This window comes from Cupriavidus sp. 05N38, assembly GCF_056397345.1.
This window is the reverse complement of record NZ_JBFTNF010000019.1, coordinates 111,052-133,767: the sequence shown is the minus strand read 5'-3', so window position 1 is coordinate 133,767 and position 22,716 is coordinate 111,052. Positions and strand designations below refer to the sequence as shown.

General features: G+C 67.2%; 20 protein-coding genes and 1 riboswitch. Of the genes, 8 read left to right on the top strand and 12 right to left on the bottom strand.

The genetic code is table 11. From position 1 onward, the window contains the following. The first annotated feature begins 30 nt into the window (after positions 1-30). The gene (locus AC1DK4_RS16300) at positions 31-825 is read left to right on the top strand and encodes an arylamine N-acetyltransferase family protein (RefSeq protein ID WP_477131642.1); all 795 of its coding nucleotides are present in this window, start codon (positions 31-33) and stop codon (positions 823-825) included. Between the two features lie 11 nt (positions 826-836). Here the strand turns inward: AC1DK4_RS16300 and AC1DK4_RS16295 are convergent, their stop codons facing one another. Then, the gene (locus tag AC1DK4_RS16295) at positions 837-1,610 is read right to left on the bottom strand and encodes a TraB/GumN family protein (protein ID WP_441615185.1); all 774 of its coding nucleotides are present in this window, start codon (positions 1,608-1,610) and stop codon (positions 837-839) included. Positions 1,611-1,921: 311 nt separating this feature from the next. Here AC1DK4_RS16295 and AC1DK4_RS16290 point away from each other — a divergent pair, with 311 nt between their 5' ends. The 3 genes from AC1DK4_RS16290 (at position 1,922) to AC1DK4_RS16280 (ending at position 5,478) form a co-directional block, all read left to right on the top strand. After that, positions 1,922-2,686, top strand: coding sequence for an SDR family oxidoreductase (locus AC1DK4_RS16290; protein ID WP_477131641.1), 765 nt, complete (start codon positions 1,922-1,924; stop codon positions 2,684-2,686). Between the two features lie 159 nt (positions 2,687-2,845). Beyond that, complete coding sequence (locus AC1DK4_RS16285; RefSeq protein WP_441615181.1) at positions 2,846-4,609, top strand: class I adenylate-forming enzyme family protein; 1,764 nt, start codon at positions 2,846-2,848, stop codon at positions 4,607-4,609. A 32-nt stretch (positions 4,610-4,641) separates the two neighbouring features. Continuing rightward, on the top strand, positions 4,642-5,478 hold the full coding sequence (locus AC1DK4_RS16280; RefSeq protein WP_441615179.1) for an acid phosphatase: 837 nt from the start codon (positions 4,642-4,644) through the stop codon (positions 5,476-5,478). Positions 5,479-5,511: 33 nt separating this feature from the next. Here the strand turns inward: AC1DK4_RS16280 and AC1DK4_RS16275 are convergent, their stop codons facing one another. The 4 genes from AC1DK4_RS16275 to AC1DK4_RS16260 form a co-directional block, all read right to left on the bottom strand. Further along, on the bottom strand, positions 5,512-6,270 hold the full coding sequence (locus tag AC1DK4_RS16275; RefSeq protein WP_441615177.1) for an SDR family oxidoreductase: 759 nt from the start codon (positions 6,268-6,270) through the stop codon (positions 5,512-5,514). 108 nt (positions 6,271-6,378) lie between these two features. After that, a complete protein-coding gene (locus tag AC1DK4_RS16270; protein WP_441615418.1) occupies positions 6,379-6,870 on the bottom strand; it encodes a CreA family protein in 492 nt (163 codons plus the stop codon). Between the two features lie 25 nt (positions 6,871-6,895). Beyond that, positions 6,896-7,381 (bottom strand): acyl-CoA thioesterase, encoded by a 486-nt coding sequence (locus tag AC1DK4_RS16265; protein ID WP_477131640.1) that lies wholly within the window; start codon positions 7,379-7,381, stop codon positions 6,896-6,898. Positions 7,382-7,578: 197 nt separating this feature from the next. Then, positions 7,579-7,860 (bottom strand): HU family DNA-binding protein, encoded by a 282-nt coding sequence (locus tag AC1DK4_RS16260; protein WP_020202816.1) that lies wholly within the window; start codon positions 7,858-7,860, stop codon positions 7,579-7,581. Between the two features lie 777 nt (positions 7,861-8,637). Between AC1DK4_RS16260 and AC1DK4_RS16255 the strand changes: the two genes are divergently transcribed. Both AC1DK4_RS16255 and AC1DK4_RS16250 read left to right on the top strand, forming a co-directional pair. After that, positions 8,638-9,840 carry an ammonium transporter gene (locus AC1DK4_RS16255; RefSeq protein WP_441615173.1) on the top strand — a complete coding sequence of 401 codons (1,203 nt, stop codon included), beginning with the start codon at positions 8,638-8,640 and terminating at the stop codon, positions 9,838-9,840. A 221-nt stretch (positions 9,841-10,061) separates the two neighbouring features. Then, positions 10,062-10,901, top strand: coding sequence for a mechanosensitive ion channel family protein (locus AC1DK4_RS16250; RefSeq protein WP_441615171.1), 840 nt, complete (start codon positions 10,062-10,064; stop codon positions 10,899-10,901). A gap of 25 nt (positions 10,902-10,926) precedes the next feature. On the opposite strand, the gene AC1DK4_RS16245 is transcribed toward AC1DK4_RS16250, so the two are convergent. After that, on the bottom strand, positions 10,927-12,147 hold the full coding sequence (locus AC1DK4_RS16245) for a Bcr/CflA family multidrug efflux MFS transporter (protein ID WP_441643292.1): 1,221 nt from the start codon (positions 12,145-12,147) through the stop codon (positions 10,927-10,929). Positions 12,148-12,441: 294 nt separating this feature from the next. Between AC1DK4_RS16245 and AC1DK4_RS16240 the strand changes: the two genes are divergently transcribed. Next, on the top strand, positions 12,442-13,029 hold the full coding sequence (locus AC1DK4_RS16240; RefSeq protein ID WP_441615168.1) for a hypothetical protein: 588 nt from the start codon (positions 12,442-12,444) through the stop codon (positions 13,027-13,029). A gap of 83 nt (positions 13,030-13,112) precedes the next feature. Here AC1DK4_RS16240 and mdoH read toward each other — a convergent pair whose 3' ends face one another. The 6 genes from mdoH to AC1DK4_RS16210 all read right to left on the bottom strand — a co-directional run bounded on the left by mdoH (position 13,113) and on the right by AC1DK4_RS16210 (position 20,960). Continuing rightward, positions 13,113-15,668: a glucans biosynthesis glucosyltransferase MdoH gene (mdoH, locus tag AC1DK4_RS16235; protein WP_441615166.1), complete on the bottom strand. Its 2,556-nt coding sequence runs from the start codon at positions 15,666-15,668 to the stop codon at positions 13,113-13,115. Next, positions 15,641-17,224 (bottom strand): glucan biosynthesis protein G, encoded by a 1,584-nt coding sequence (locus AC1DK4_RS16230; protein WP_477131639.1) that lies wholly within the window; start codon positions 17,222-17,224, stop codon positions 15,641-15,643. The genes mdoH and AC1DK4_RS16230 overlap by 28 nt, the downstream gene beginning before the upstream one ends. 828 nt (positions 17,225-18,052) lie before the next feature. Next, positions 18,053-18,247, bottom strand: a complete 195-nt coding sequence (locus AC1DK4_RS16225) for a hypothetical protein (protein WP_441615162.1) — start codon at positions 18,245-18,247, stop codon at positions 18,053-18,055. A gap of 166 nt (positions 18,248-18,413) precedes the next feature. Beyond that, the gene (locus tag AC1DK4_RS16220; protein ID WP_441615160.1) at positions 18,414-18,938 is read right to left on the bottom strand and encodes a surface-adhesin E family protein; all 525 of its coding nucleotides are present in this window, start codon (positions 18,936-18,938) and stop codon (positions 18,414-18,416) included. Between the two features lie 104 nt (positions 18,939-19,042). Then, positions 19,043-19,729 carry a 3,4-dihydroxy-2-butanone-4-phosphate synthase gene (gene ribB / locus AC1DK4_RS16215; protein ID WP_441615158.1) on the bottom strand — a complete coding sequence of 229 codons (687 nt, stop codon included), beginning with the start codon at positions 19,727-19,729 and terminating at the stop codon, positions 19,043-19,045. 117 nt (positions 19,730-19,846) lie between these two features. After that, positions 19,847-19,995, bottom strand: a riboswitch (FMN riboswitch). Between the two features lie 50 nt (positions 19,996-20,045). Next, positions 20,046-20,960, bottom strand: a complete 915-nt coding sequence (locus AC1DK4_RS16210) for a helix-turn-helix domain-containing protein (RefSeq protein WP_441615156.1) — start codon at positions 20,958-20,960, stop codon at positions 20,046-20,048. Positions 20,961-21,350: 390 nt separating this feature from the next. Between AC1DK4_RS16210 and AC1DK4_RS16205 the strand changes: the two genes are divergently transcribed. After that, complete coding sequence (locus AC1DK4_RS16205) at positions 21,351-22,664, top strand: hemolysin family protein (protein ID WP_477131638.1); 1,314 nt, start codon at positions 21,351-21,353, stop codon at positions 22,662-22,664. Positions 22,665-22,716: the final 52 nt, after the last annotated feature.

Here is a 22,716-nt window from a genome sequence, read left to right as displayed (position 1 = left end):
CCGAGGCCGGCGCCAACATATCGAGTCACCATGACCGCAGCAGACACACTGAACACGCCGGACGCACCAGATGCGCTGGACGCGACCCGCCTGCAAGCCTATCTCGACCGCATCGGCCACCCGCTGCCGGCGGCGGCCGACCGCGCTGCACTGGACAGCCTGATCGCAGCACACCTGGCGCGCATCCCCTTCGAGAATATCGACGTGCTGCTGCAGCGCCCGGTCCGGATCGGCGTCGACGCGGTCTTCGACAAGCTGGTCGGGCGGCGCCGCGGCGGCTACTGCTTCGAGCACAACACCCTGCTGGCGGCGGCGCTGCGCGCCCTTGGCTACGCCGTCACCCTGCTGGCGGCGCGCGTGCGCTGGAACGTGCCGGACGACGTGCCGACCATGCAGTCGCATATGCTGCTGCGCGTGGAGGCCGCGCACCTGAGCCATATCGTGGATGCGGGATTCGGTGGCCCCACGCCCTATCGCGCGCTGCCCCTGCCGCCCGCCGGCGATGCCGATCCGGCATTCCCCTACCGGCTGAATCTGGTCGACGATTCCGCCAGCGCCGCCTTCCACCTCTACGACATGGAAGTGCGCGGCGCGGACGGCTGGTTCCGTATCTACCGCTTCGACCTGTCGCCGCAGCAGGCCATCGATTACGAAGCGCGCAACTGGTACACCTCGACCCATCCGGACAGCCTTTTCCGCCAGGCACTGTGCGTGGCGCGCTCGCAGGTCGATACGCGGATCTTCGGCCTTGCGCTGGAACACGCCGACGCGCAGGCGCTCAAGGCGATCCTGCCCGCGCTGCTGCAGGCGCAGCGCGCGGACTGAGCGGCTACCGCTCAGGCGCGCAAGGGCTGCACATCGAATCCCGCGTGCGCAAGCAGCGCCGGCAAGCCGGTCTCGCCGACCAGATGCAGGGCGCCGACCACCACCAGGGTCGGCTCACGGTCCGCGATCAGCGCCAGGATCTTTGGCATCCACAGCCGGTTGCGTTCGTCGACGAGGGCAGCGAGCGTGACCGGCCACTGCGCGCGGCGCTGCGCCAGCAGCGTTGCGAACGGCCCGGCCTGCCCCAGCCGCCACCAGCGCACCATGTCGACCGGCTCGGCGGCAGCCAGATCCGGCTGTCCGGCGAAGCATGAAAGCATGTCGACCTGTTCGTCCAGCGGGACGCCCTGCAGCAGGCGCAGTGCGTCGCTGGCATCCTCCAGCGCGTCGCTGGCAAGCCCGTCCGCCAGCGCGCGCGCCCACAGGTGGCGGTCCACGCCGTGCTGCGCGACGATACCGTGCCGCGCCGCCAGCGCGAACTGCAGGTGCATCGCCGCGAATACCGGGCGCAGGCGCTCCAGCTCGGCGACAGGCAGGCCGAAGCTCTCCCACAGCCTTCGCACCTGCTCGAGGACGGCGGGCGCAAGGTGCCGGCCGAGACTGTCCCCCGGCGGGAAATAGGCCGCACCGGCATCCGGCGCGCGATCCATCGCCACTTCGAAGACCACGCGCGCGGCCGAACGATAGGCCTGCTCGGCGGCCGGGTCCAGGGCCGATAGCGGCGCGTCGAGTACGTGGATGGCGCCGAGCAGCGTGACGCCGGTGTTCCTGACCTGCCAAAGCATAAAGCGTATACCCCTATGTCGGGACGGGCTGACTTGCCCGCCGCAGCGACGCCAGCATACCTTCTCCCGCAGTGCAGAACACCGTCATGCACCGCATGAATTGCCAAAAGAAAAAACACTGATAAGCCAGGGCGGCGGCCGATTTGCGTGTGGACTGGCCGGTGGCGCCCAACCATAATGTACCGGGCGGTAACATCGGGCAGTGCCTGGCGGCAAGCCGGTTGCGCCTGCCGCGCATTCCCTGATCCGATAGCACCCTTTACAAAACATCCAGTCCCGCTCGGCGAGGACATGGAAACCAGGAGACACGCATGTCATTGTTCGACCTGACCGGCAAGGTTGCCATCRTCACCGGYTCYTCKCGCGGCATYGGCCGSGCCATYGCRGARCARATGGCSGTACAGGGYGCCAAGGTGGTGATTTCCTCGCGCAAGGCCGARGCCTGCCAGGAAGTCGTCGACGCCATCAACGCCAAGCATGGCGCCGGCACCGCGATCGCCGTGCCGGCCAATATTTCCTCCAAGGAAGACCTGCAGCGCCTGGTCGACGAGACCAACCGCACCTTCGGCAAGGTCGACGTGCTGGTCTGCAATGCCGCCTCCAATCCCTACTACGGGCCCATGAGCGGCGTCACCGACGAGCAGTTCCGCAAGGTGCTGGACAACAACGTCATCTCCAACCACTGGCTGATCCAGATGGTGGCGCCGCAGATGATCGAGCGCCGCGACGGCTCCATCATCATMGTGTCGTCCATCGGCGGCCTGCGCGGCTCGCCCACCATCGGCGTGTACAACGTGTCGAAGGCAGCCGACTTCCAGCTCGCGCGCAACCTGGCGGTGGAATTCGGCCCGCACAATGTGCGCGTCAACTGCATCGCCCCGGGCCTGATCAGGACCGATTTCGCGCGCGCGCTGTGGGAAGACCCGGAGCGCTACAAGCAATCCACGCAGGGCGCCCCGCTGCGCCGCATCGGCGAGCCGGTGGAGATCGCCGGCGCCGCGGTGTTCCTGGCCTCCGCGGCCAGCACCTTCATGACCGGCCAGGCCATGGTGGTGGACGGCGGCGTGACGATCTGATCCGCGCGGGAACGCCCGTTCCCGCCTTGCGCGCTGCCCAAGCTGTTCCCGCTGTTCCCGCTGTTCCCATCCGGGCTCCCGCTCCCGGCGTGAGGCGCCTTCCCAGGCGCCGGTGCGCCCGGGCGGGGTCCATCCTGCCATGCAGTCAGGGAGGCACCGATGTCGAACCAATCGCAAGCAGCTACGTCCTGGCCGGCCATCAGCCTGGCCGAGGCGCATGCCCGCCTCACCGCGCCCGGCGCTCCATTCGAAACCGAGACGCGCGTCATCCGCGGCATTCCCACCACCGTCTTCAAGAACGCGCCGCCCACGCTGCGCGAGCTGTTCCTGCAAGCCTGCGCGCTGGGCGACAAGATCTTCGTGGTGTATGAGGACGAACGCGTGTCGTATGACGCGTTCGGCCGCGCCGCGCTGACCGTTGCTCACGCGCTGATCCGCGACGGCGTGCGCAAGGGCGACCGCGTGGCGCTGGCCATGCGCAACCTGCCGGAGTGGCCGGTGATCTTCTACGGCGCATTGCTGGCCGGCGCCATCATCACGCCGCTCAACGCATGGTGGACCGGCGCCGAGCTGGAATATGGCCTGGCCGATTCCGGCAGCAAGATTGCCTTCGTCGACGCCGAGCGCCTGGGCCGTATCCTGGAGCATTTGCCGGGCTGCCCCGCGGTCGAACGGATCTACGTCGGCCGTGCCGGCGGCGCCGCGCACGGCGACACGCACGGCGACACGCGTATCGCCGCGTTGGAGAGCCTGGTCGGCACCCCGGACCAGTGGGCTGGCCTGCCCGCGCTGCCCGTGCCGGACATCGGCATCGAGCCCGACGACGACGCCACCATTTTCTACACCTCCGGTACCACCGGCAAACCCAAGGGCGCGCTGGGTACTCACCGTAATTCGGCCACGGTGGCGGTAGCCGGCCTGTTCAGCCCGATCCGCAACTACCTGCGGCGCGGCGAAGCCATTCCCGCGCCGGATCCGGAGGCGCCGCAAAAAGGCATGCTGCTGGCGGTGCCCTTCTTTCACGTCACCGGCTGCATGGCGGTGCTCAATGGCGCGCTGGCCAACGGCACCAAGATCGTCCTGATGCGCCGCTGGGAACCGGTGCGCGCCATGGAACTGATCGAGCGCGAGCGCTGCACGGCCGCTGGCGGCGTACCCACCATCGCGTGGCAGATCATCGAGCATCCGGAGCGCGCGCGCTTCGACCTGTCCTCGCTCGAGAACATGAACTACGGCGGCGCGCCCGCCTCGGCCGAACTGGTCCGCCGCATCACCGAAGTGTTCCCGCATTCCGCGCCCGGCATCGGCTGGGGCATGACCGAGACCTCGGCCACCTTCACCAGCCATAGCGGGGAGGAATACGTGGCGCGGCCGGAAAGCGGCGGCCCGGCGCTGCCGATCGGCGAGATGAAGATCGTCGACGGACGCGGGCGCAGCCTGCCCGTCGGCGAGACCGGCGAGTTGATGGTGCGCGGGGCCAACGTGGTGCGCGGCTACTGGAACAAGCCCGAAGCCACCGCGCAGACATTCATCGACGGCTGGCTCAAGACGGGCGACATCGCGCGGCTTGACGACGATGGTTTCCTGTATATCGTCGACCGCATGAAGGACATGCTGATCCGTGGCGGCGAGAACATCTACTGCATCGAGGTCGAGAGCACGCTCTACGACCACCCGGCGGTGATGGACGCGGCGCTGGTCGGCATTGCCCACCGCACGCTGGGYGAGGAGCCGGCCGCCGTGGTCGCGCTCAAGCCCGGGGCCGAGGTCACGGAAGCGGAACTGCAGGCCTTCGTGGGCGAGCGGCTGGCCGCCTTCAAGGTGCCGGTGCGGATCGTGTTCTGCCCGGAGATGCTGCCGCGCAATGCCAATGGCAAGATATTGAAATCGACGCTGCGCAAGATGCTCGACGCCGCGGCCTGACAATCACGACCGCACCACGGGAGACCATGCCGATGCATCGCCATCCATCATCCACATGCCGCGCGGCGCTGCCGGTCCTGGCCGCCGCACTGCTCGCGGCCGGCTGTGCCGGCCAGGGCCAGGGCAGCGCTGCCGCCCCGGTGCCGGAGATCCGCCCGGGTATCCTGGCCGGCTACCTGCCGGCCGAGGCGCGCCCCGACAGCCTGCAGCTGGTGCCGCCGCCGCCCGCGCCGGGCTCCGCCGCCCAGGCAATGGACGACGAGACCGCCCGCGCCAGCGTGGCCCTGCGCGGCACCGCGCGCTGGCGCCAGGCCGCCGTCGACGCCAACCTCGGATTCCCCCGGGCAGCGCAGATCTTTTCCTGCGCGCTGGATGCGCCGGTGTCGCAGGAGCAGACGCCGCGGCTCTACCTGCTGCTGCGCCGCACACTGGCCGACGCAGGTCTGTCGACCTACGGCGTCAAGGACAAATACGTGCGGCCGCGACCGTTCATGGTCAACCACGAGCCAACCTGTACACCGGATGAAGAACCCAAGCTGGTCAAGGACGGTTCCTACCCGTCCGGGCACAACGCCATTGGCTGGGCGTGGGCGCTGATCCTGGCGGAGACTTCGCCGCAGCAGTCCGATGCCATCCTCGCGCGCGGCCTGGCGTACGGCCAGAGCCGGCTGGTCTGCAATGTGCACTGGCAAAGCGACGCCATGCAGGGCCGCATCATGGGCGCGGCCACCGTGGCGCGGTTGCATGCCGATCCGCTCTTCCGCGCCGACCTGGTCGCGGCCAAGGCAGAGCTTGCCGACGTCCGCGCCAGGGGACTCAAGCCCGCCGGCGACTGCGCGGCCGAGCGCGAGGCGCTGGGCGGCAAGTAGCCTGGCGGCAGGCCGTACCCTGGCCGGACGAGATCAGCCGCGCCCGACGAAGGGCATCTTGGTGGCCATCACGGTCATGAACTGCACGTTGGCGTCGAGCGGCAGGTTGGCCATGTGGACCACCGAGCTGGCCACGTGGGCCACATCCATCAGCGGTTCCGGCGCGATCTCGCCGTTGGCCTGCGGCACGCCGCGGGCCATGCGCGATGCCATGTCGGTAGCGGCGTTGCCGATGTCGATCTGGCCGCAGGCGATGTCGTAGGCGCGGCCGTCCAGCGAGAGGCTCTTGGTCAGGCCGGTGATGGCGTGCTTGGTCGCCGTGTACGGCACCGTGTTGGGGCGCGGCGCGTGCGCGGAGATGGAGCCGTTGTTGATGATGCGGCCGCCGCGCGGGCTCTGCGACTTCATCAGCGCGAAAGCGGCGCGCGAGCACAGGAACACCCCGGTGAGGTTGGTGTTGACCACGGCCAGCCACTGCTCCACCGACAGCTCGTCGATGGATACCGCCGGCGCGTTGATGCCGGCGTTGTTGAACAGCACGTCGAGCCGGCCGAATTCCTCGCGAATCTTCCCGAACARCCCGTCCACCGATGCCGGATCGCTCACGTCGCACTGCACCGCCAGCGCCGTATGGCCCGCGGCGCGCGCCTGCGCGGCCAGGACTTCCAGCGGCTCGGCGGTACGGCCGGCAAACACCACGCGGTAGCCCGCCAACAGCAGCGCCTGGGCCACTGCCTTGCCGATGCCGCGGGCCGCGCCCGTCACCAGTGCAACCTTGCCTTGCTCACTCATGCTGTTCTCCGAAAAAATAATGGGATCTGCCACGGGCTGGCTGGCGTGCCCGGTCGGCGGGATAGGAATGCTTGCCGGCGGTAAGCGGGGGATGTGTTCGTCGGGCGCCTATTTGACTGGGATCGGCGTGTCCGCCGCCACCGGCACCGCCGTCACGCTGTTCTGAGGGCTGCCGGAAACGATGCGGTCGGAATACGTCAGGTAGACCAGCGTGTTGCGCTTGCGGTCGACCGTGCGCACCACGTGCAGGGCCTTGAACAGGATCGACATGCGCTCGGAGAACACATTGTCCTGCTGGCGCAGCGGGCCCTTGAAGCTGATCGGCCCGACCTGGCGGCAGGCGATCGACGCCTCGGGCGGGTCTTCCGCCATGCCGAGCGAGCCCTTGATGCCCCCGGTACGCGCGCGGGAAACGTAGCAGGTCACGCCCTGCACCTCCGGGTCGTCATAGGCTTCGATCACCACCTTGTCCGAGCCCGTCATGCGGAAGTTCGTGCTGACGCTGCCGATTTCCTCGGCATGCGCCGCCGGCAGGGCCAGCAGCGCCGCCAGCAAGACCGGCACGGCCAGCGCAACGCGGCCCGCCAGGCGGGTCGTCATGGTACGCACGCCGGCTCCCTCCACCTCAGGACACCGCGCCGGTGATTTCGTCATGGCGCTTTTCCATTTCCTGGCGCAGCTGGCGGCGCAGCTGCGCGGCGRCGAAGCGCTGGCGCTCCACCTCGTCGCGCGGCTGCAGCGGCGGGACTTCGGCCGGCGCACCATTGTCGTCTACCGCCACCATGGTGAAGTAACAGCTATTGGTATGGCGCACCAGCTTGCTGCGGATGTTCTCGGTGATGACCTTGATGCCGATTTCCATGGAGCTGCGGCCGGTAAAGTTGACCGCCGACAGGAAGGTCACCAGTTCGCCCACATGGATGGGCTGGCGGAACACCACCTGGTCGACCGAGAGCGTCACCACATAGCGCCCGGCGTAGCGGCTGGCGCAGGCGTACGCGACCATGTCGAGGTACTTGAGGATGGTGCCGCCGTGCACGTTGCCGGAGAAGTTGGCCATGTCCGGTGTCATCAACACGGTCATGGAAAGCTGGTGGGACAGGTCATTCATGATGAAAATCCGGGTTTTCGAAACTGCCGGGCGGATCCGCGAAGGCCAGCCGGAGGGCCGGCGCCGACGATCGGCAGTGTAACCCGGAACGGCCGCCGCGCCGTGCCTGGAGGCGCCCCGGACAGCCGGCCGGGACAATAAAAAAGCGGCCTTCGAGGCCGCCTTCTCATTTCAATGGCGCTGCAGACGCGAACTGCTTACTTCTTCTTGTTCACAGCGTCCTTGAAGCCTTGGCCGGCGGAAAACTTGACCGTCTTGGCGGCCGGAATCTTGATGGTCTCGCCGGTGCGCGGATTGCGGCCGGTGCGCGCAGCGCGCTTGCCCGAGCCGAAGCTGCCGAAACCCACCAGCGTTACCGAATCACCCTTGGCAACCGCCTTCTTAATGTTGTCCAGAGCAGCATTCAGCGCGCGCTCTGCTGCAGCATTGCTCAGTTCCGCGTCAGCGGCGATGGCAGATACCAGTTCACCTTTATTCATGGCTGATTTCCCTTGTTGGTCGTCGTCATCGGAGTGTCTGCCACGCGGCAAATCACCGATCGGCGCAGTCTAATCTGCGCTTTACGCATTGGGCAATCCCCAGTGGCACCAATGCAACGAAAAAAGCCGCAAATCCTTGAGTCAAGCGCCTTTGCGGGGAATTTACCCCCCCTTTTCCGGGCTTTCAAATGCGGCTGCTGGCGGTATCGGGAAATCGAACATGCGTACGCGCGCAGGACCGCGATGCCCCGCGGCGATCCTGGCATTTGCCGACACCCGCGGCCAACGGCAAAGCGCCGCTCTGTGCGCATGCACGACGGAGGGTTCAGAACATTCTCTGCGTCTTGCGCCCGCGATTTCGCTAGTCGATTGCGCTAGTCGATTGCGCTAGTCGATTGCGTTAGTCGATTGCGCTTGTGATTCGGCCTGCGATTCGGCTTGCGATTGCGCCGGCCATTGCGCCGGCCATCCTGCTCGCCAGCTTTTTGCACCAATATGGTAACACCGCTCTTTTTGGTGCATACAAAGTGAGATGTTTCGCCCCAAAACAAGGCATTGCCTCATATTGGCGCAAGCAGAACGCGCGGCGCGGGCGCACGCCGCCGTGTCATCCGCCGCTTCCCGGCTGCACGCTCGCCGGGGCGCGTGGGCTCCGGGCAGGCCGCGCGCGACAATCCGGTGCGTGATCCACCAACTCGGTGCAATTTTCGCACCGTCCTGGCTCAAACTGGAACGGATATTGCATACCAGTGCTCCCATTTTGAGCATGAGGAATGTATGGACAATTGGAAGAGCGGCACCGACGCCCTGTTCATCCTGCTGGGGGCGATCATGGTGCTTGCCATGCATGCGGGCTTTGCCTTTCTTGAGCTAGGCACCGTACGCAAGAAGAACCAGGTCAATGCACTGGTCAAGATCCTGGTGGATTTTGCGATTTCCACGATCGCCTATTTCTTTATCGGCTATACGGTAGCTTATGGGGTCGAATTTCTCGCCAGCGCCCAGACGCTGGCGCAAAGAAGCGGTTATGAGCTGGTGAAATTCTTCTTCCTGGCGACATTCGCCGCGGCCATCCCGGCGATTATCTCGGGCGGCATCGCGGAGCGTTCGCGCTTCAATCCCCAACTGGTGGCGACCTTCGTCCTGGTCGGCCTGGTCTACCCCTTCTTCGAAGGCATCGCCTGGAACAACCGCTTCGGCGTGCAGGACTGGATCGCCTCGGTCGCCGGCGCGCCCTTCCACGACTTCGCCGGCTCCGTCGTGGTCCATGCCATGGGCGGCTGGATCGCGTTGCCGGCCATCCTGCTGCTCGGCGCGCGCCGCGGCCGCTACCAGAAAGATGGCCGCATCAGCGCACACCCGCCCTCCAATATCCCGTTCCTGGCGCTGGGCGCGTGGGTGCTGGCGGTGGGCTGGTTCGGCTTCAACGTCATGAGCGCGCAGACCGTCGACAAGATCAGCGGACTGGTCGCCATCAACTCCCTGATGGCCATGGCCGGCGGCACGCTGGCCGCCTGGGCGGCCGGCCGCAACGATCCCGGCTTCGCCTATAACGGGCCGCTCGCCGGGCTGGTGGCGGTGTGCGCGGGCTCGGATCTGATGCACCCGCTGGGCGCGCTGGTGACCGGCGGCGTGGCCGGCGTGCTGTTCGTCTATCTGTTTACGCTGGCCCAGAACAAATGGCACATCGACGATGTGCTGGGCGTGTGGCCGCTGCACGGCCTGTGCGGCGCGTGGGGCGGCATTGCCGCCGGCATCTTCGGTGCGCAGGCGCTGGGCGGCATCGGCGGGGTTTCGCTGGGCGCGCAGGCGATCGGCACCCTGCTGGGCATTGTCATCGCCCTCGTGGGTGGCACCGTGGTCTATGGCACGCTGAAGAAGGTGGTCGGCATCCGGCTGGATGCCGAATCCGAATACAACGGCGCCGACCTGTCCCTGCATCGCATCTCGGCCACGCCGGAGCGCGAAACCAACTGGTAGATCGACGCGGCAAGGCAGCCGCCTGCCGCTCCCGCCGCTCCCGCCGCGGCACGCCGGGCCAGCCAGGCCCGCCGTGCCGCGCGATTTTGTGCTTGAACTTCCGCTCGCGGCAAAGCAATAATGCCTTGACCGCCCCCGCGTCACGCCCTCGCCGCGCCCGGGCATCCGCTGCATGATGTTCGTTGCTTGTGAACCTGCAAGAGCCAGCAAGGGAGAACGCGATGGATGCCACAACGCTGCAGAAGCTCCAGGATGTCGTGGTCGCCTATGCGACCGAATTCGGGGTCAAGATCCTTGCCGCCCTCGCCTTCTGGGTGATCGGCCGCTGGCTGATCCATGTCGTGGTACGCCTGGTCCAGGGCTCGTTGTCCAAGCAGAAGGTCGATCCGACGCTGCTGCGCTATGTCGGATCCATCGTCACGGTCACGCTGAACGTGGTGCTGGTGATCGGCATCCTCGGCTATTTCGGCATCCAGACCACCACCTTCGCCGCGCTGATCGCAGCGGCCGGCATCGCCGTCGGGATGGCGTGGTCGGGGCTGATGGCCAATTTTGCCGCGGGCGCTTTCCTGGTGGTGCTGCGGCCATTCAAGGTGGGCGATTTCGTCACGGTGGCCGGGGTGACAGGCACTGTCAGGGAGATCGGCCTGTTCGCCACCACCATGGACACGCCCGACAACGTGCTGACGGTGGTCGGCAACAACAAGATCTTCGCCGACACCATCCAGAACTTCAGCGCCAACGCCTACCGTCGTGTCGAGCTGAAGGCCCAGCTGTCCGGCAGCACCGATACGGCCGCTGCCATTGCCCTGCTCAAGGAACGCATCGCCGCGTTGCCGAACGTGCTGGCCGAACCCGCGCCCGACGTCGAGATCCTCGAGTTCACCCTGGTGGGGCCGGTCCTGGCCGTGCGCCCCTACTGCCATACCGATCACTACTGGCAGGTGTATTTCGACACCAACCGCCTCATGCGCGAGTGCTTTGGCGAGGCGGGCTACGCCGCGCCGATGCCGGCCCAGCTGGTGGTCCTGCAGCAAGGCAGCAGCAACGCCGCAGCCTGACCGTGCTCCGGCACGCTGGCGCGGCTCACGCGTGGCGCTGCGCCTGCATGCCGGCGCGCCCGACCATGCGCATGCCCACGGCCCCGACGCCGCATACGGCCATGACCACCGCGAGCGGCAGCGCGCTGCCATCGCGCCAGAGGCTGACCGCGGCGCCGGCGAGCGTGCCCAGCGAAAACTGCAGCGTGCCCATCATCGCGGAGGCCGTGCCGGCCCGGTGCCCTTGCTGGGCCATGGCGAGCGCCGAGGCATTCGGCAGGATGCAGCCCAGGCTGGCGATAAACACGAAAAAGCCCGCCAGGAGCACCGGCAGCGATGCCATGCCCGCCAGCGCCGCCGCGGCCAGCAGCACGCCAGCCGCGCACGGCGCCACCAGCGCGGCACGCAGCACGTGGTCGAGCGGGCGGGTGCGCGCCAGGCGCGCATTGAGCTGCGACATTGCGATCAGGCCCAGCGCATTGGCACCAAACACGAAGCCGTAATGAGAGGGCGCGATGCCATGCAACTCGATCAGCACGAACGGCGACCCCGCGATATACGCGAACATGCCAGCCTGCCCGCAGCCGGCCGACAGCGAATAGCCCACGAAGCTGCGGTCGCGCAGCAACTGGGCGTAGTTGGAAAGCACATGCCCGAGGCGCAGCGGCATGGCGCTGGCGTGGTCGAGCGATTCCTCCATATAGCGGTGGACCACCAGCAGGATCGCCAGGCTGCTGCCGCAGAGCAGCCAGAAGATGGCGCGCCAGCCGAACGCCCCGAGCACGGCGCCGCCGATGACCGGCGCCAGGATCGGCGCCAGGCCCATGACCAGCATCAGCGAGGAAAAGGCCCGCGCGGATTCATGGGCTTCGAGCCGGTCGCGGATGACCGCGCGCGCCATCACCATGCCGGCGCAGCCGCCCAGCGCCTGCAGGAAGCGCCACAGCATCAGCGCTTCGACATCCCGCGCGAGGGCGCAGCCGGCCGCCGCGGCAGCGTACACCAGCAGCCCGACGTAGAGCGGCGGCTTGCGGCCGAAGCGATCGCTGATCGGACCATAGAAGGCCTGCCCCACTGCCAGCCCGACCAGGAACGTGCCCAGCGTCAGCTGCACGCGGCCGATGTCCACGCCGAGATCGCCCGCCAGCGCGGGGAAACTCGGCAAGTACATATCGATGGACAGCGGCGCCAGTGCTGTCAGCGAAGCGCATACCAGGAGCCAGAGTGGAAAACGCGCGGACTGGGGTGCGCGGGTGGAACGGGTCATCGGGACATCCAGAGGAACTAGCAAGCGCGCCGGCAGCGGCAGGGCCAGGGGCAAGCGAGACACGCAAGGCGAGGCGAAAGACGTAATTGTTGCATACCGTAACAAGCTGCGTATTCGGCGCGGCAAGCGTGGATGATGCGGGCCCGCGCCCGCGGTTCGCGGGGTGCCGCTTTCAACGCCAGCGGGGCCAAGGGTACAATGCCACCCTGTCGGCCGCCCGGGGCGGACGGTCAAGCAGCCCGACGCACCGCGGAAGCCCGCTCACCGGCACGGTTTCCGGCAACGTTTTCCTGCATGAGAACAAGATACGCTCTGCTTTCCGCTTTACTGACCCTGGCTGCCGGCGCGGGCAGCTTGCCGTGCGCGCACGCGGCCCCAGCTCCGGTGCCGGCGCCGGCCAAGGCCGCCGTGTCGGCCGCGTCCGCCCCGGCGGCGCCTGACGAGGCCGAAGCGCTGGCGCAGATGCTCAAGGGCGCGGCCACCGGCCAGAACACCGGCGCGGCCGGCGTGCCCGAACTGCTGCGCAACACGGCGCGCCCGGACAATATCCTGGCGCGCGCCTGCCGCCAGCTCAACGACGCGCTGCCCATCGAGATCGACGGCGAAACACGCCTGCGCCGCTGCCAGTCGGTGCCCGGCAAACACGTACTCTTTCAGCTGGAACTCACCAAGTACCGCGGCCCGATGCTGGATCTCGCCAGCTTCGAGCTCAGCTATGCCGCGCCGTTGCAGCGCAATATCTGCGCCAATCGCGACGTGGAAATCCTGACTAAGCTGGGCGTGAGCATGATGTTCCGCTACATGACCCGCAACGAACGCAGCGAACGCCGCGTGGGCGACGTCTATATCAACTCCCCGATCTGCGCCTCGGCATTGCGCTAGGCGACGCTCCTCTCCCCCCGAATCCGCGGAGCAAAAAAAACCGGCACCCCGCAGGGTGCCGGCATGCCAGGGCGTGCGATGAATCAGGCCAGGCGCGGCCGCAGCGGCACCACATTGGCCGCGCGCCGCGGCAGGATGCGCGTTTCCTTCCAGCGCGCGTGCGCCAGCGCGGATCCCCATACCAGCTCATGCAGCCTGGCCAGCGCGAACGGATCGCCCAGCAACAAGTGCTTCTGCGCGGCGCTGAGTTCGTCGGGGCCGCCCGTCAGGGCCTGCTGCACCAGCGCGGCACGCTCGCTCTTGGTGGCTTCCGGCTGGATCAGGCGGGACGTGGCCGTGGCACACATCAGCGCATTGGTGACCGGGTCGACCACGGCATCGATAAAGGCCGGCGGCTCGCCGGCGGCTTCGACGTGCTCCTGCATCGCCACCATCTCACGCGGCGGCCTGGCTTCCTCGGGCGTGACGAACAGCCTGGCGCGGCGCAGCGCGCGGCCGAGCGACACGCGCGACAGCAGCACGGACAGCGGGATCGAGAACGCCAGCGCGCCGACGATCGGCAACAGCCACCAGACGAAGTTCGGATCCAGCCACAGCACCAGCCCGCCCCATGCGAGGCCGAGCAAGGTATGCAGGCCGTGACGGCGGAATGCCTCGCCCCAGGTGGTTTCGGCATCTTCGCGCGGGGGCGACTTCCACGTAATGCCCCAGCCGCTGTAGGCCGCCACCACGAACTTGGTATGGAACAGCATGCGTACCGGCGCCAGCAAGGCCGACATCAGCACCTCGATCAGCATCGACAGCACCAGCCGCACCGGCCCGCCATAGTTGCGCGCATCTTTCATCAGCAGCACGATGCTTGCCACCTTGGGCAGGAACAGCAGCGTGGCGGTGGCCGAGAACAGCGCGAGCGCCTTCTCCGGATGCCACTCCGGCCAGGTCGGGAACAACTGGTACTGCTGGGTGAAATACTCGGGCGGCACCAGCGCGTGCTTGGCCAGCATGATGGTCGACAGCACCAGGAACAAGAACCACAGCGGCGCCGAGAGGTAGGCCATCACGCCGGTGAGGAATACCGCGCGGTGCACTGCGTGGAAGCCCTGCTTCATCCACAGGCGGAAGTTCATCAGGTTGCCCTGGCACCAGCGGCGGTCGCGCTTGACCTCGTCGAGCAGATTGGGTGGCAGCTCCTCGTAGGAGCCTTCCAGGTCGTACGCGATCCATACCCCCCAGCCAGCGCGGCGCATCAGCGCGGCTTCGACGAAATCGTGCGAAAGGATCTCGCCCGCCAGCGGCCCCTTGCCCGGCAGCGGCGCCAGCGCGCAATGCTCCATGAAGGGCTGGATGCGGATGATGGCGTTGTGGCCCCAGTAATGCGACTCGCCAAGCTGCCAGTAGTGCAGGCCGGCGGTAAACAGCGGACCGTATACGCGCGTGGAGAATTGCTGCACGCGCGCATACATGGTCTCGCGCCCCACCGCGAGCGGGGCAGTCTGGATGATGCCCGCGCCCGGGTTGCTTTCCATCAGCTTGACCAGCGTGCTCAGGCACTCGCCGCTCATCACGCTGTCGGCGTCGAGCACCACCATATAACGGTAGGCGCTGCCCCAGCGCCGGCAGAAGTCCGCCACGTTGCCGGTCTTGCGCTTGACGCGGTGACGGCGCCAGCGATAGAAGATCCGGCCGAAGCCATTGACCGCGCGGCAGGTTTCCATCCACGCGTCGGTCTCCGCGGCGCGCAGGTCGGGGTTGCCGCTGTCCGACAGCACGAAGAAATCGAAGCGCGCCAGCTCGCCGGTGCGCTCCATCGATTCATAGGTGGCGCGCAGGCCGGCGAACACGCGGTTCACGTCCTCGTTGCAGATCGGCATGATGACCGCGGTGCGCGCCTCCTCGGCGATCGGGCCCGCCTGCGCCGCCGAGCGCGAGATCAGGTGGCGGTCGCCGCCCTTGGCCAGCACCAGGAAGCCCATCATGGCGGTCCAGAAGCCGGCCGACACCCACGAGAACAGGATGGCGAAGAGCGCCAGCACGGCGATCTCCAGCGGGTCGGTGCCGTGGTATGGCAGCACCTTCGTCATGAAATACGTCGCCAGCGCGGTCTGCCCGGTGACCAGGCCGAGCAACACCCAGCGGCGGTGCGCACCGGCGGGGTGCCACTTGCCTTCGGCATCGGGGCCGTCATGCAGGGTGTCCCAGGTTTCCGGCACCGGCGGGCGGCCGAGCATGCGGCGGCCCAGGTTGCGCAGGAAACCGGTGACGATATGCGGCGGCCATGCGCGCGGCACCATCGAGGCACGCTCGGGCGCCGGGCCCGTATCGATATGCACGGTGCCGTCGTCATGGCGCTGGATCAGCGGTTCGCCGGCGGCCTGCGGCGCGCCGTAGGCGAGATTGAGGCGGCGCCCGACCGATGCGTAGGCGGTGCCGCCAGCCGGCGGCTGAGCGCCGTCCCTGGCGGTGAGTTGGCGTTGCAGCAAGTTCATGGCCGACTCCGTGTCGGCGCTGTCGCTGACCGTAATGTTGTTAAGCAGCTCGCGGCGCTGGTCTGGCGAGACCGGCACGCGATCGAGATAGCGCTCGCATGCCGCCGCCGGGGCGGCGCGCCGCTTCAGCCTGGGGGTAAGATGTAGCTCCACGTCTCGGATAGGGTTGTATTGCCGTTGCGAAGATAGCCGCGCAATTCGACCGGCTTGTTCTCGTCCTTGCGACGCACGATCATCGTCATGCGCCAGCCGCCGGTTGCATCATTGCGCTGCGTCGAAGTGTTCAGCAGCTCCCCGTTGCTGTCGGCCGAGATCACCGGATCGATGCGGGTGTCGGCGGCCAGTTTCTTGAAGGCAGGGCCTTCGAAATCGACGACCAGCGAAAAACTGGTGTCGTCCTGCTTGCGGCTCAGGCCCTGGCCTCGCCGCGTTTGTGTCACCCACGACAGCGGCGGCAGTTTTTCGCCGTCCTTCTGCCACARCAGGCGGTACTCGAAATCGAAAGGTTGCCTGGGCTTGGGCGGGTTGTCGGGCACCCAGTAGGCCACGATGTTGTCATTGGTCTCGTCSGGCGTMGGRATCTGCACCAGCTCCACMCGGCCCGAGCCCCAGTTGCCCTTGGGCTCSACCCARSCGCTYGGSCGSCGCTCGTACCAYGCGCCSAKCTCCTGGTAGYTGYYGAAKYYGCGGTCGCGCTGCATCAGCCCGAAGCCCTGCGGATTGGTGGCGGCAAACGATGTCACCAGCAAACGCTTGGGATTGCCCAGCGGGCGCCACACCCATTCGCCGGTGCCGAGCTGCACCGAGAGGCCGTCGGAGTCATGCACCTCGGGCCGGTAGTCGGGCACCGGCGAGGGCTGGTTCTCGCCGAACAGGAACATGCTGGTCAGCGGCGCCAGGCCGAGCTTGGTGACGTTCTCGCGCAGAAACAGCCGCGACTTCACCTCCATCGCGGTCTCCGCGCCCGGGCGGATGACGATGCGGTAGGCGCCGCTCATGCGGCGCGAATCCATCAGCGCGTAGATGGTCAACTGCTTGTCAGCCGGCGACGGGCGCTCGATCCAGTACTCGACGAAGCGCGGAAACTCCTCGCCCGAGTTGAGCGCAGTGTCCACCGCCAGCCCGCGTGCCGACAGGCCGTACCACTGGTCCTTGCCGAGCGCGCGGAAATAGCTCGCGCCGAGGAAGGACACCACTTCGTCCTTGCCCTTGGCCTGGTTCAGCGGATACAGCACGCGAAAGCCAGCGAAGCCGAGCGTCTTGAGCTTGGCGGCGTCGACCTTGTGCGGACCATAGTTGAACGCTGCAGGATCGAAGCGGATCTCGCGCGCGCTGCCACTGACCACCTCGTTGATGCGCACCGGCTGGTCGAACACCGTGCCTTCATGGAAGAAGGACAGCTCGAAAGGCAGCTTGGCATTGCGCCACTGAAAGCGCTCGGGCTTGTACTCGATCTCGCGATAGCGCTCGTAGGACAGCTCGCGCAACTCGCGCGGCAGGTTTTGCGCCGGTGCCTTGTAAGGGCTCGCGGCCAGCTGGTGTGCCCGCGCCGCCACGGTCTCGAAATCGAACGCATGCGCGGCCACCGCGCAGACTGCCAGCATGCCACCGCACAACCACCTGCCCAGGCGCGCGGCGCGTGCGCTGGCAAGCGCCGGCTGGCGGCGTGGGGCGTTTGCGGAGATCGGCAAGGTAGCGTTATCGGACATGGATGCCATTGGCAGGCGGGGTTGGAGGCAACGGCAGGACAAGGGTCCGCAGCAAGAGGCGGACCATCGTTCAGCCAGGCGACAAAAAGGCGGTGATCGCAACGATGCGCGGCAGTTTCGGTGAGCCGCTTGCGCAAACCCGGACGGGCTCGCGGCGCAACATTTCGCTAATGTCTTAGCAACGTAACAGGTTTGTTGCAATGCGCAATAGGACCTTAACAATTCGAGTCTTCAAAGTCACGTTTCGATCACGCAACGTTTGCAACAAATTGAAACCCCAGTCTGCTCAAAGCCGCATTCCACATGGCCTCCCGCCCCGCGCATCACATCGGATCCGTACTCGCGAAGCGTCCGCACCCGGATCCGGGCGCAACGGCGCGCGAAGGACGCCCGATGGTCTTTGCAGGCTGTGGCCTGGGTCATGGCAGAGCGGGAAAACAACTCGACACGCGGGCGCCACGCGCAGCCCGGCATGTCGTGCAGAGATGCGAGCGGAACCCGAAACTGCAACGCTAGGATATGGATTCGGCTTCGTCAACACGCGCCACGATGCCCCGAAAGAGCGCATGGCGCACCTCGGGCGTTCGTGCAGTGCACCGTCCGGCGAGAGGCACGCAAAAAAAAGAGAGGCCGTAGCCTCTCGATGGATTTTCGCCTCGGCGCCAGTCCCCCCGGATGGCATATCGCCACTGGGCACCGGTACCCGCGCATACGCGGCAACGCGCCGGAACGGCACGGCATGGCGGACGCGGGCGGCGCGGCGAACTATTGCGGCAGCAGGCACGCGCCTGAGCGTGCCCGCTGCCTGTCGCCTCTCACTGATGGCGCTCAGGCGCCTTTATTCATCATCTTGTCGGTATCGGACGGCGCATGGTTCTTCTTCTTTTTGGCCGGCTTCTTGGACATCTTGTCCGAGCTTGCCGCCGGCTTGTCACCGGCCGCGGGCGCGGCCGGCGCCGAAGCCTGGGCATAGGCACCCGCACCGAACATGGCCAGCGTCAACATCACGATCCACTTCTTCATGTCAGCCTCCTGGTCCGCTGTAAAAGAAGCCTGCCTGCGGCCGTGGTGGCTTTGGGCTGATGCGCTTCGTCACTACCAGCAACGGGACAGGGAAGCGATGGGTTGACGCGCCGTCCCGCCTATCGACATTGCGACGCAGCATGCAGCGCGCGGGGCGACAGCGCGCCTAATGGCAGAGGCGGCTCAGCAGTTCGCCGGCAATGGTGCCGCCTGCGGCAGACTGGGGCATGCCGGCCTGTGGCGCGCTGATGGTATAGAGCGACTCGCCGCGCGCGTAGCGCTTCGGATAGAGGGTCTGCTCGACCACGGCATACATGGAAGTCGCACAGTTGAAGATCATGCGCTTGAGCGAAGAACGGATCGGCTCGCCGCTGGCGGTGCGGATCACCCCGGCCGGCGCATTGCGCATGACAGCCACGCCGACTTCGGCGCCACGGCGGCGCACCGAAGTCTTGTCGAAATAGGAAACCACCCCGTTGGCGCCCATCAGCGGCAGCCAGCGCTGCGGATCGGGCGCGGCGGGATCGGGTGCGGCCAACACCGAGCAGCCTTCGCGCGGCGTGGAACGGAACACGGTGCCGCCGTTGCTACCCTGGCATTGATACAGGCCCGCGGCGGCGGGCCGCGCCGGTGGACGGCTCGGCGTGGACGGCAACGCAGAAGCTGCTGGCCGCGAGCACGACAACAGCATGAAAAGCGGCGCGCAAGGACATGGACGGACCCTCGTTTGGACCAAAAAAACAGGCCGCATTGTCGCACAGCGCGCCAGGCCCGCTCCGCAGGCGGGCGCCGGGCTCAGCCCTGTTGCTCGCGCCAGGCCACCAGGTCCGCGATGGTCAGCACCGGCAGGCGGTACATCTCGGCAAACGTCAGCGCCTCCGGCCGGCGGGCCATGGTGCCGTCCGGGTTCATCAACTCGCACAACACCGCGGCCGGCGCCAGGCCCGCCAGGCGGGCGAGTTCGACCGAGCCCTCGGTATGGCCGCGGCGGGCCAGTACGCCGCCGTCCACCGCGACCAGCGGAAACACGTGGCCCGGGCTGACCACGGCATCCAGGCCCGCATCGTCGGCGATGGCGGCACGGATGGTGGTGATGCGGTCGGCCGCGCTCACGCCCGTGGTCACGCCTTCGCGCGCCTCGATCGAGACCGTGAAGGCAGTACCGTACTGGCTGCGGTTGTTTTCCACCATCGGGCGCAGGCCCAGGCTGGCAACCTTCTCGCGCGTCAGGCACAGGCACACGATGCCACTGCATTCGCGGATCATCATGGCCATATTGGCCTGGGTCAGGCGTTCGGCGGCAAGGATCAGGTCGGCCTCGTTCTCGCGGTCGTCGTCGTCGAGCAGCACCACGGGACGGCCTTCGCGCATGGCCTCCAGCGCCTGGGCAATACGCTCGCCAAGCGGACGCGCGTCGGCCTCGGCGACGGCCGGGAAGGCAACGGTAACGGCGGGGTTTTCCTGGGTGGGAAGGGACAGCATGAAACGCTCCTTGAATCACGATAAGTGGGCGTTCCAGGGGATCAGCGGAAAAACACAGGCAAATTCAACCGGGCAGGCGCGAGCGCGCGCATGCCTGGCATCCAGCCGGGTTGTACCGCCCATCTTCTTTCATCCGGACTATGACCGTCGGCCCTGGCCTCTCACCAGGTCTGCTGACCCCGCACGGGAATGCGGGCGCTCGCGGGCTCGCCACCTTGTGGTGACATACCGCCGGTGGGGACTTGCACCCCGCCCTGAAGACGTAACGATGCCGGCGCGCCGCCAATGGACTGGCGGGCGCGCCGGCAGCGGAATGTTAGCACGAGTGCGGCAAGGCTTGCCTGGCGCGCCCCGGCGGCTGCGGCGCGGCCGCGGTCTGGCTGGAAAGCGCTTCCAGCGCCAGGCGCGAGGCATCGTCGGCCGGAAAGAAGCATTCGATGCGCATTTCCTGCAGCGTGATGTCCTGCGGAATGCCAAGCGTGGTCAGCGTGGAAAACAGCGCGGCCCGGAAGCCGCCGGCGGCCACTGCAACCGGCAGCATCGGCGGCGGGGTGCCGCCGGCGGCCTCGTCGTCGGCCAGCGGCACCCCGCCGGGTCCGAGCATGTCCGGGTGCCAGGACGAAATGCGGCTGAAGATGGCGCGCGCAGTCTGGTCCTGCGCCTGCGTCTGCAGTTCCTGCCAGACCCGCCTCAGCAGGTATCGCCCGACCTGCCGGGCGTTCTCGATCACCGGCCACAACCCTTGCGGGTCGAACACCGTCAGCATCAGGTTGATGCGCCCGCTGCCCTGCTCCAGCGTGGACGGCTCGCGGCCGTCCAGCAGCACGCGGATCATGTTGCGATAGGCCTGGTTCGCGTCGAGCATATTCCAGAACCGGTCCAGCACCACCGCCGGATAAGGCTCCTGCTTGCTGAGGATCAGCGCCACCGCCTGCTGCACCATCTGCAGCGCAGGCGCGCCGAGGCCGTGCTCGCTATAAGCGGGGGCAAAGCCGCCCGCCAGCAGCAGGCGGTTGCGCTGGCGCAGCGGCACGCCGAGGCGGTCCGCCAGCGACAGCACCATCTCGCGGCTCGGCCGCGCGCGGCCGGATTCGAGGAAGCTGATATGGCGCTGCGACACCCCTGCCGCCAGCGACAGCGCGAGCTGGCTGTAGCCGCGCCTGGCACGCCAGTAGCGCAAGAGCCCGGGGAAGTCGGTTGCGGTCTCGGAGCTGGGGGTCAAGGTATCCATGACGGCATTACAGCACGGCCGCCGCCACGCAGCCATTACCTGCAAGGTAATCGTCGCCGGGCGCGCTACGGCGACACGCTCGTCCACAGGCGCTGCGCCGGCACTGGCACCCATGATAATCTTCGTTATTTATCAATGTGTTATATCGACAATTTCAAGTAGAACACCGACTTCAGGAGGCGGGTCCGTCCGAAATCCGAAGGGCGCAAACGTCCGGATTCCGGATGCGGCGCGGCCGTGCCGCATCGGCACATGGCCCTGGCTGAAAGAGAAGGAAGGGGCATGAAGGACAGCATGCAGCACACCGGCCCGGTCTGAAGCAGTGCGGACACACAGCAATGTTATGCTTTGGGCCTCGATAACTCCTGCGCGCACAGGGCGCGCACCCTGATGGAAATTGCCATAATACTGGCGCTGATTTTGCTCAACGGCCTGTTCGCCATGTCGGAGATCGCCTTGGTGACAGCCCGCAAGGCCCGTCTGCAAAAGCAGATCGAGGAGGGCGACCGCGGCGCCATCGAGGCGATCAAGCTGGGCGAAGATCCCACCCGCTTTCTGTCGACCGTCCAGATCGGCATCACCTCCATCGGCGTGCTCAACGGCGTGGTCGGCGAGTCCACGCTGGCGCAGCCGCTCGGCATGTGGCTTCAGGGCTTTGGCATGCAGGTGTCCACCGCCGGCTATGTGGCGACCGCCATCGTGGTGGCGGGCCTGACGTATTTTTCCATCGTGCTGGGTGAGCTGGTTCCCAAGCGACTCGGCCAGATGGCCCCCGAGAGCATTGCGCGCCTGGCGTCGCGCCCCATTGCCTTCCTGGCGGTGGCCTCGACGCCGTTCGTCAAGCTCCTGTCCAGCTCGACGCGCCTGGTGCTGCGCCTGCTCGGTGTGAAGAGCGGCCGTGGCCCGGCGGTGACCGAGGRAGAAATCCACGCGCTGCTGGTGGAAGGCTCGGAAGCGGGCGTCATCGAGCAGCACGAGCACACCATGGTGCGCAACGTGTTCCGCCTCGACGACCGCCAGCTCACATCGCTGATGGTGCCACGCGGCGACGTCGTGTGCCTGGACGTGGAAGTGCCGCTGGAAGAAAACCTGCGCCGCATCGAGGAATCCGACCATTCGCGCTTCCCGGTGGTGCGCGGCGGCATGCACGACATGCTGGGCGTGGTCAGCGCGCGCCAGTTGCTGGCCCGCCGCCTGCGCGGCGAGCCCACCGATCTGACCGCCGTGCTGCAGTCCCCTGTGTTTGTGCCGGAGAGCGTGACCGGCATGGAGTTGCTGGAGAACTTCCGCGCCTCGGGCGGCCAGATGGCCTTCGTCATCGACGAGTACGGCGAAGTGCTGGGCATCGTGACGTTGCAGGATCTGGTCGAAGCCATCACCGGCGAGTTCAAGCCGGACAGCGCTGGCGAGGAATGGGCCGTGCAGCGCGAAGACGGCTCGTGGCTGCTCGATGGCCTGATTCCGATCCCCGAGCTGAAAGACCGTCTCGGCCTGCGCCACGTGCCGGAGGAATCCAAGGAACGCTATCACACGCTGTCCGGCATGCTGCTGCTGTTGCTGGGCCGGCTGCCGCAGACTGGCGACACGGTCCGCTGGGGCGACTGGAAGTACGAGATCGTCGACATGGACGGCAAGCGCATCGACAAGGTGCTCGCCTCCCAGGTGCCGCCCGAGGACGGCGCCGACGCGGAAACCACGGGCTGACACCCCGCCTTGCCCGGCGCGCGGCAGGCGCCCTGCCGCGCGGCCTGCCCTG

Excerpts from the sequence above, each read along its gene's own strand:
- AC1DK4_RS16300 (WP_477131642.1), top strand. The coding sequence starts at position 31 with ATGACCGCAGCAGACACACTGAACACGCCGGACGCACCAGATGCGCTG.
- AC1DK4_RS16295 (WP_441615185.1), bottom strand. The coding sequence starts at position 1,610 with ATGCTTTGGCAGGTCAGGAACACCGGCGTCACGCTGCTCGGCGCCATC.
- AC1DK4_RS16280 (WP_441615179.1), top strand. The coding sequence starts at position 4,642 with ATGCATCGCCATCCATCATCCACATGCCGCGCGGCGCTGCCGGTCCTG.
- AC1DK4_RS16270 (WP_441615418.1), bottom strand. The coding sequence starts at position 6,870 with ATGACGACCCGCCTGGCGGGCCGCGTTGCGCTGGCCGTGCCGGTCTTG.
- AC1DK4_RS16260 (WP_020202816.1), bottom strand. The coding sequence starts at position 7,860 with ATGAATAAAGGTGAACTGGTATCTGCCATCGCCGCTGACGCGGAACTG.
- AC1DK4_RS16255 (WP_441615173.1), top strand. The coding sequence starts at position 8,638 with ATGGACAATTGGAAGAGCGGCACCGACGCCCTGTTCATCCTGCTGGGG.
- AC1DK4_RS16250 (WP_441615171.1), top strand. The coding sequence starts at position 10,062 with ATGGATGCCACAACGCTGCAGAAGCTCCAGGATGTCGTGGTCGCCTAT.
- AC1DK4_RS16245 (WP_441643292.1), bottom strand. The coding sequence starts at position 12,147 with ATGACCCGTTCCACCCGCGCACCCCAGTCCGCGCGTTTTCCACTCTGG.
- AC1DK4_RS16240 (WP_441615168.1), top strand. The coding sequence starts at position 12,442 with ATGAGAACAAGATACGCTCTGCTTTCCGCTTTACTGACCCTGGCTGCC.
- AC1DK4_RS16225 (WP_441615162.1), bottom strand. The coding sequence starts at position 18,247 with ATGAAGAAGTGGATCGTGATGTTGACGCTGGCCATGTTCGGTGCGGGT.
- AC1DK4_RS16220 (WP_441615160.1), bottom strand. The coding sequence starts at position 18,938 with ATGCTGTTGTCGTGCTCGCGGCCAGCAGCTTCTGCGTTGCCGTCCACG.
- ribB (WP_441615158.1), bottom strand. The coding sequence starts at position 19,729 with ATGCTGTCCCTTCCCACCCAGGAAAACCCCGCCGTTACCGTTGCCTTC.
- AC1DK4_RS16210 (WP_441615156.1), bottom strand. The coding sequence starts at position 20,960 with ATGGATACCTTGACCCCCAGCTCCGAGACCGCAACCGACTTCCCCGGG.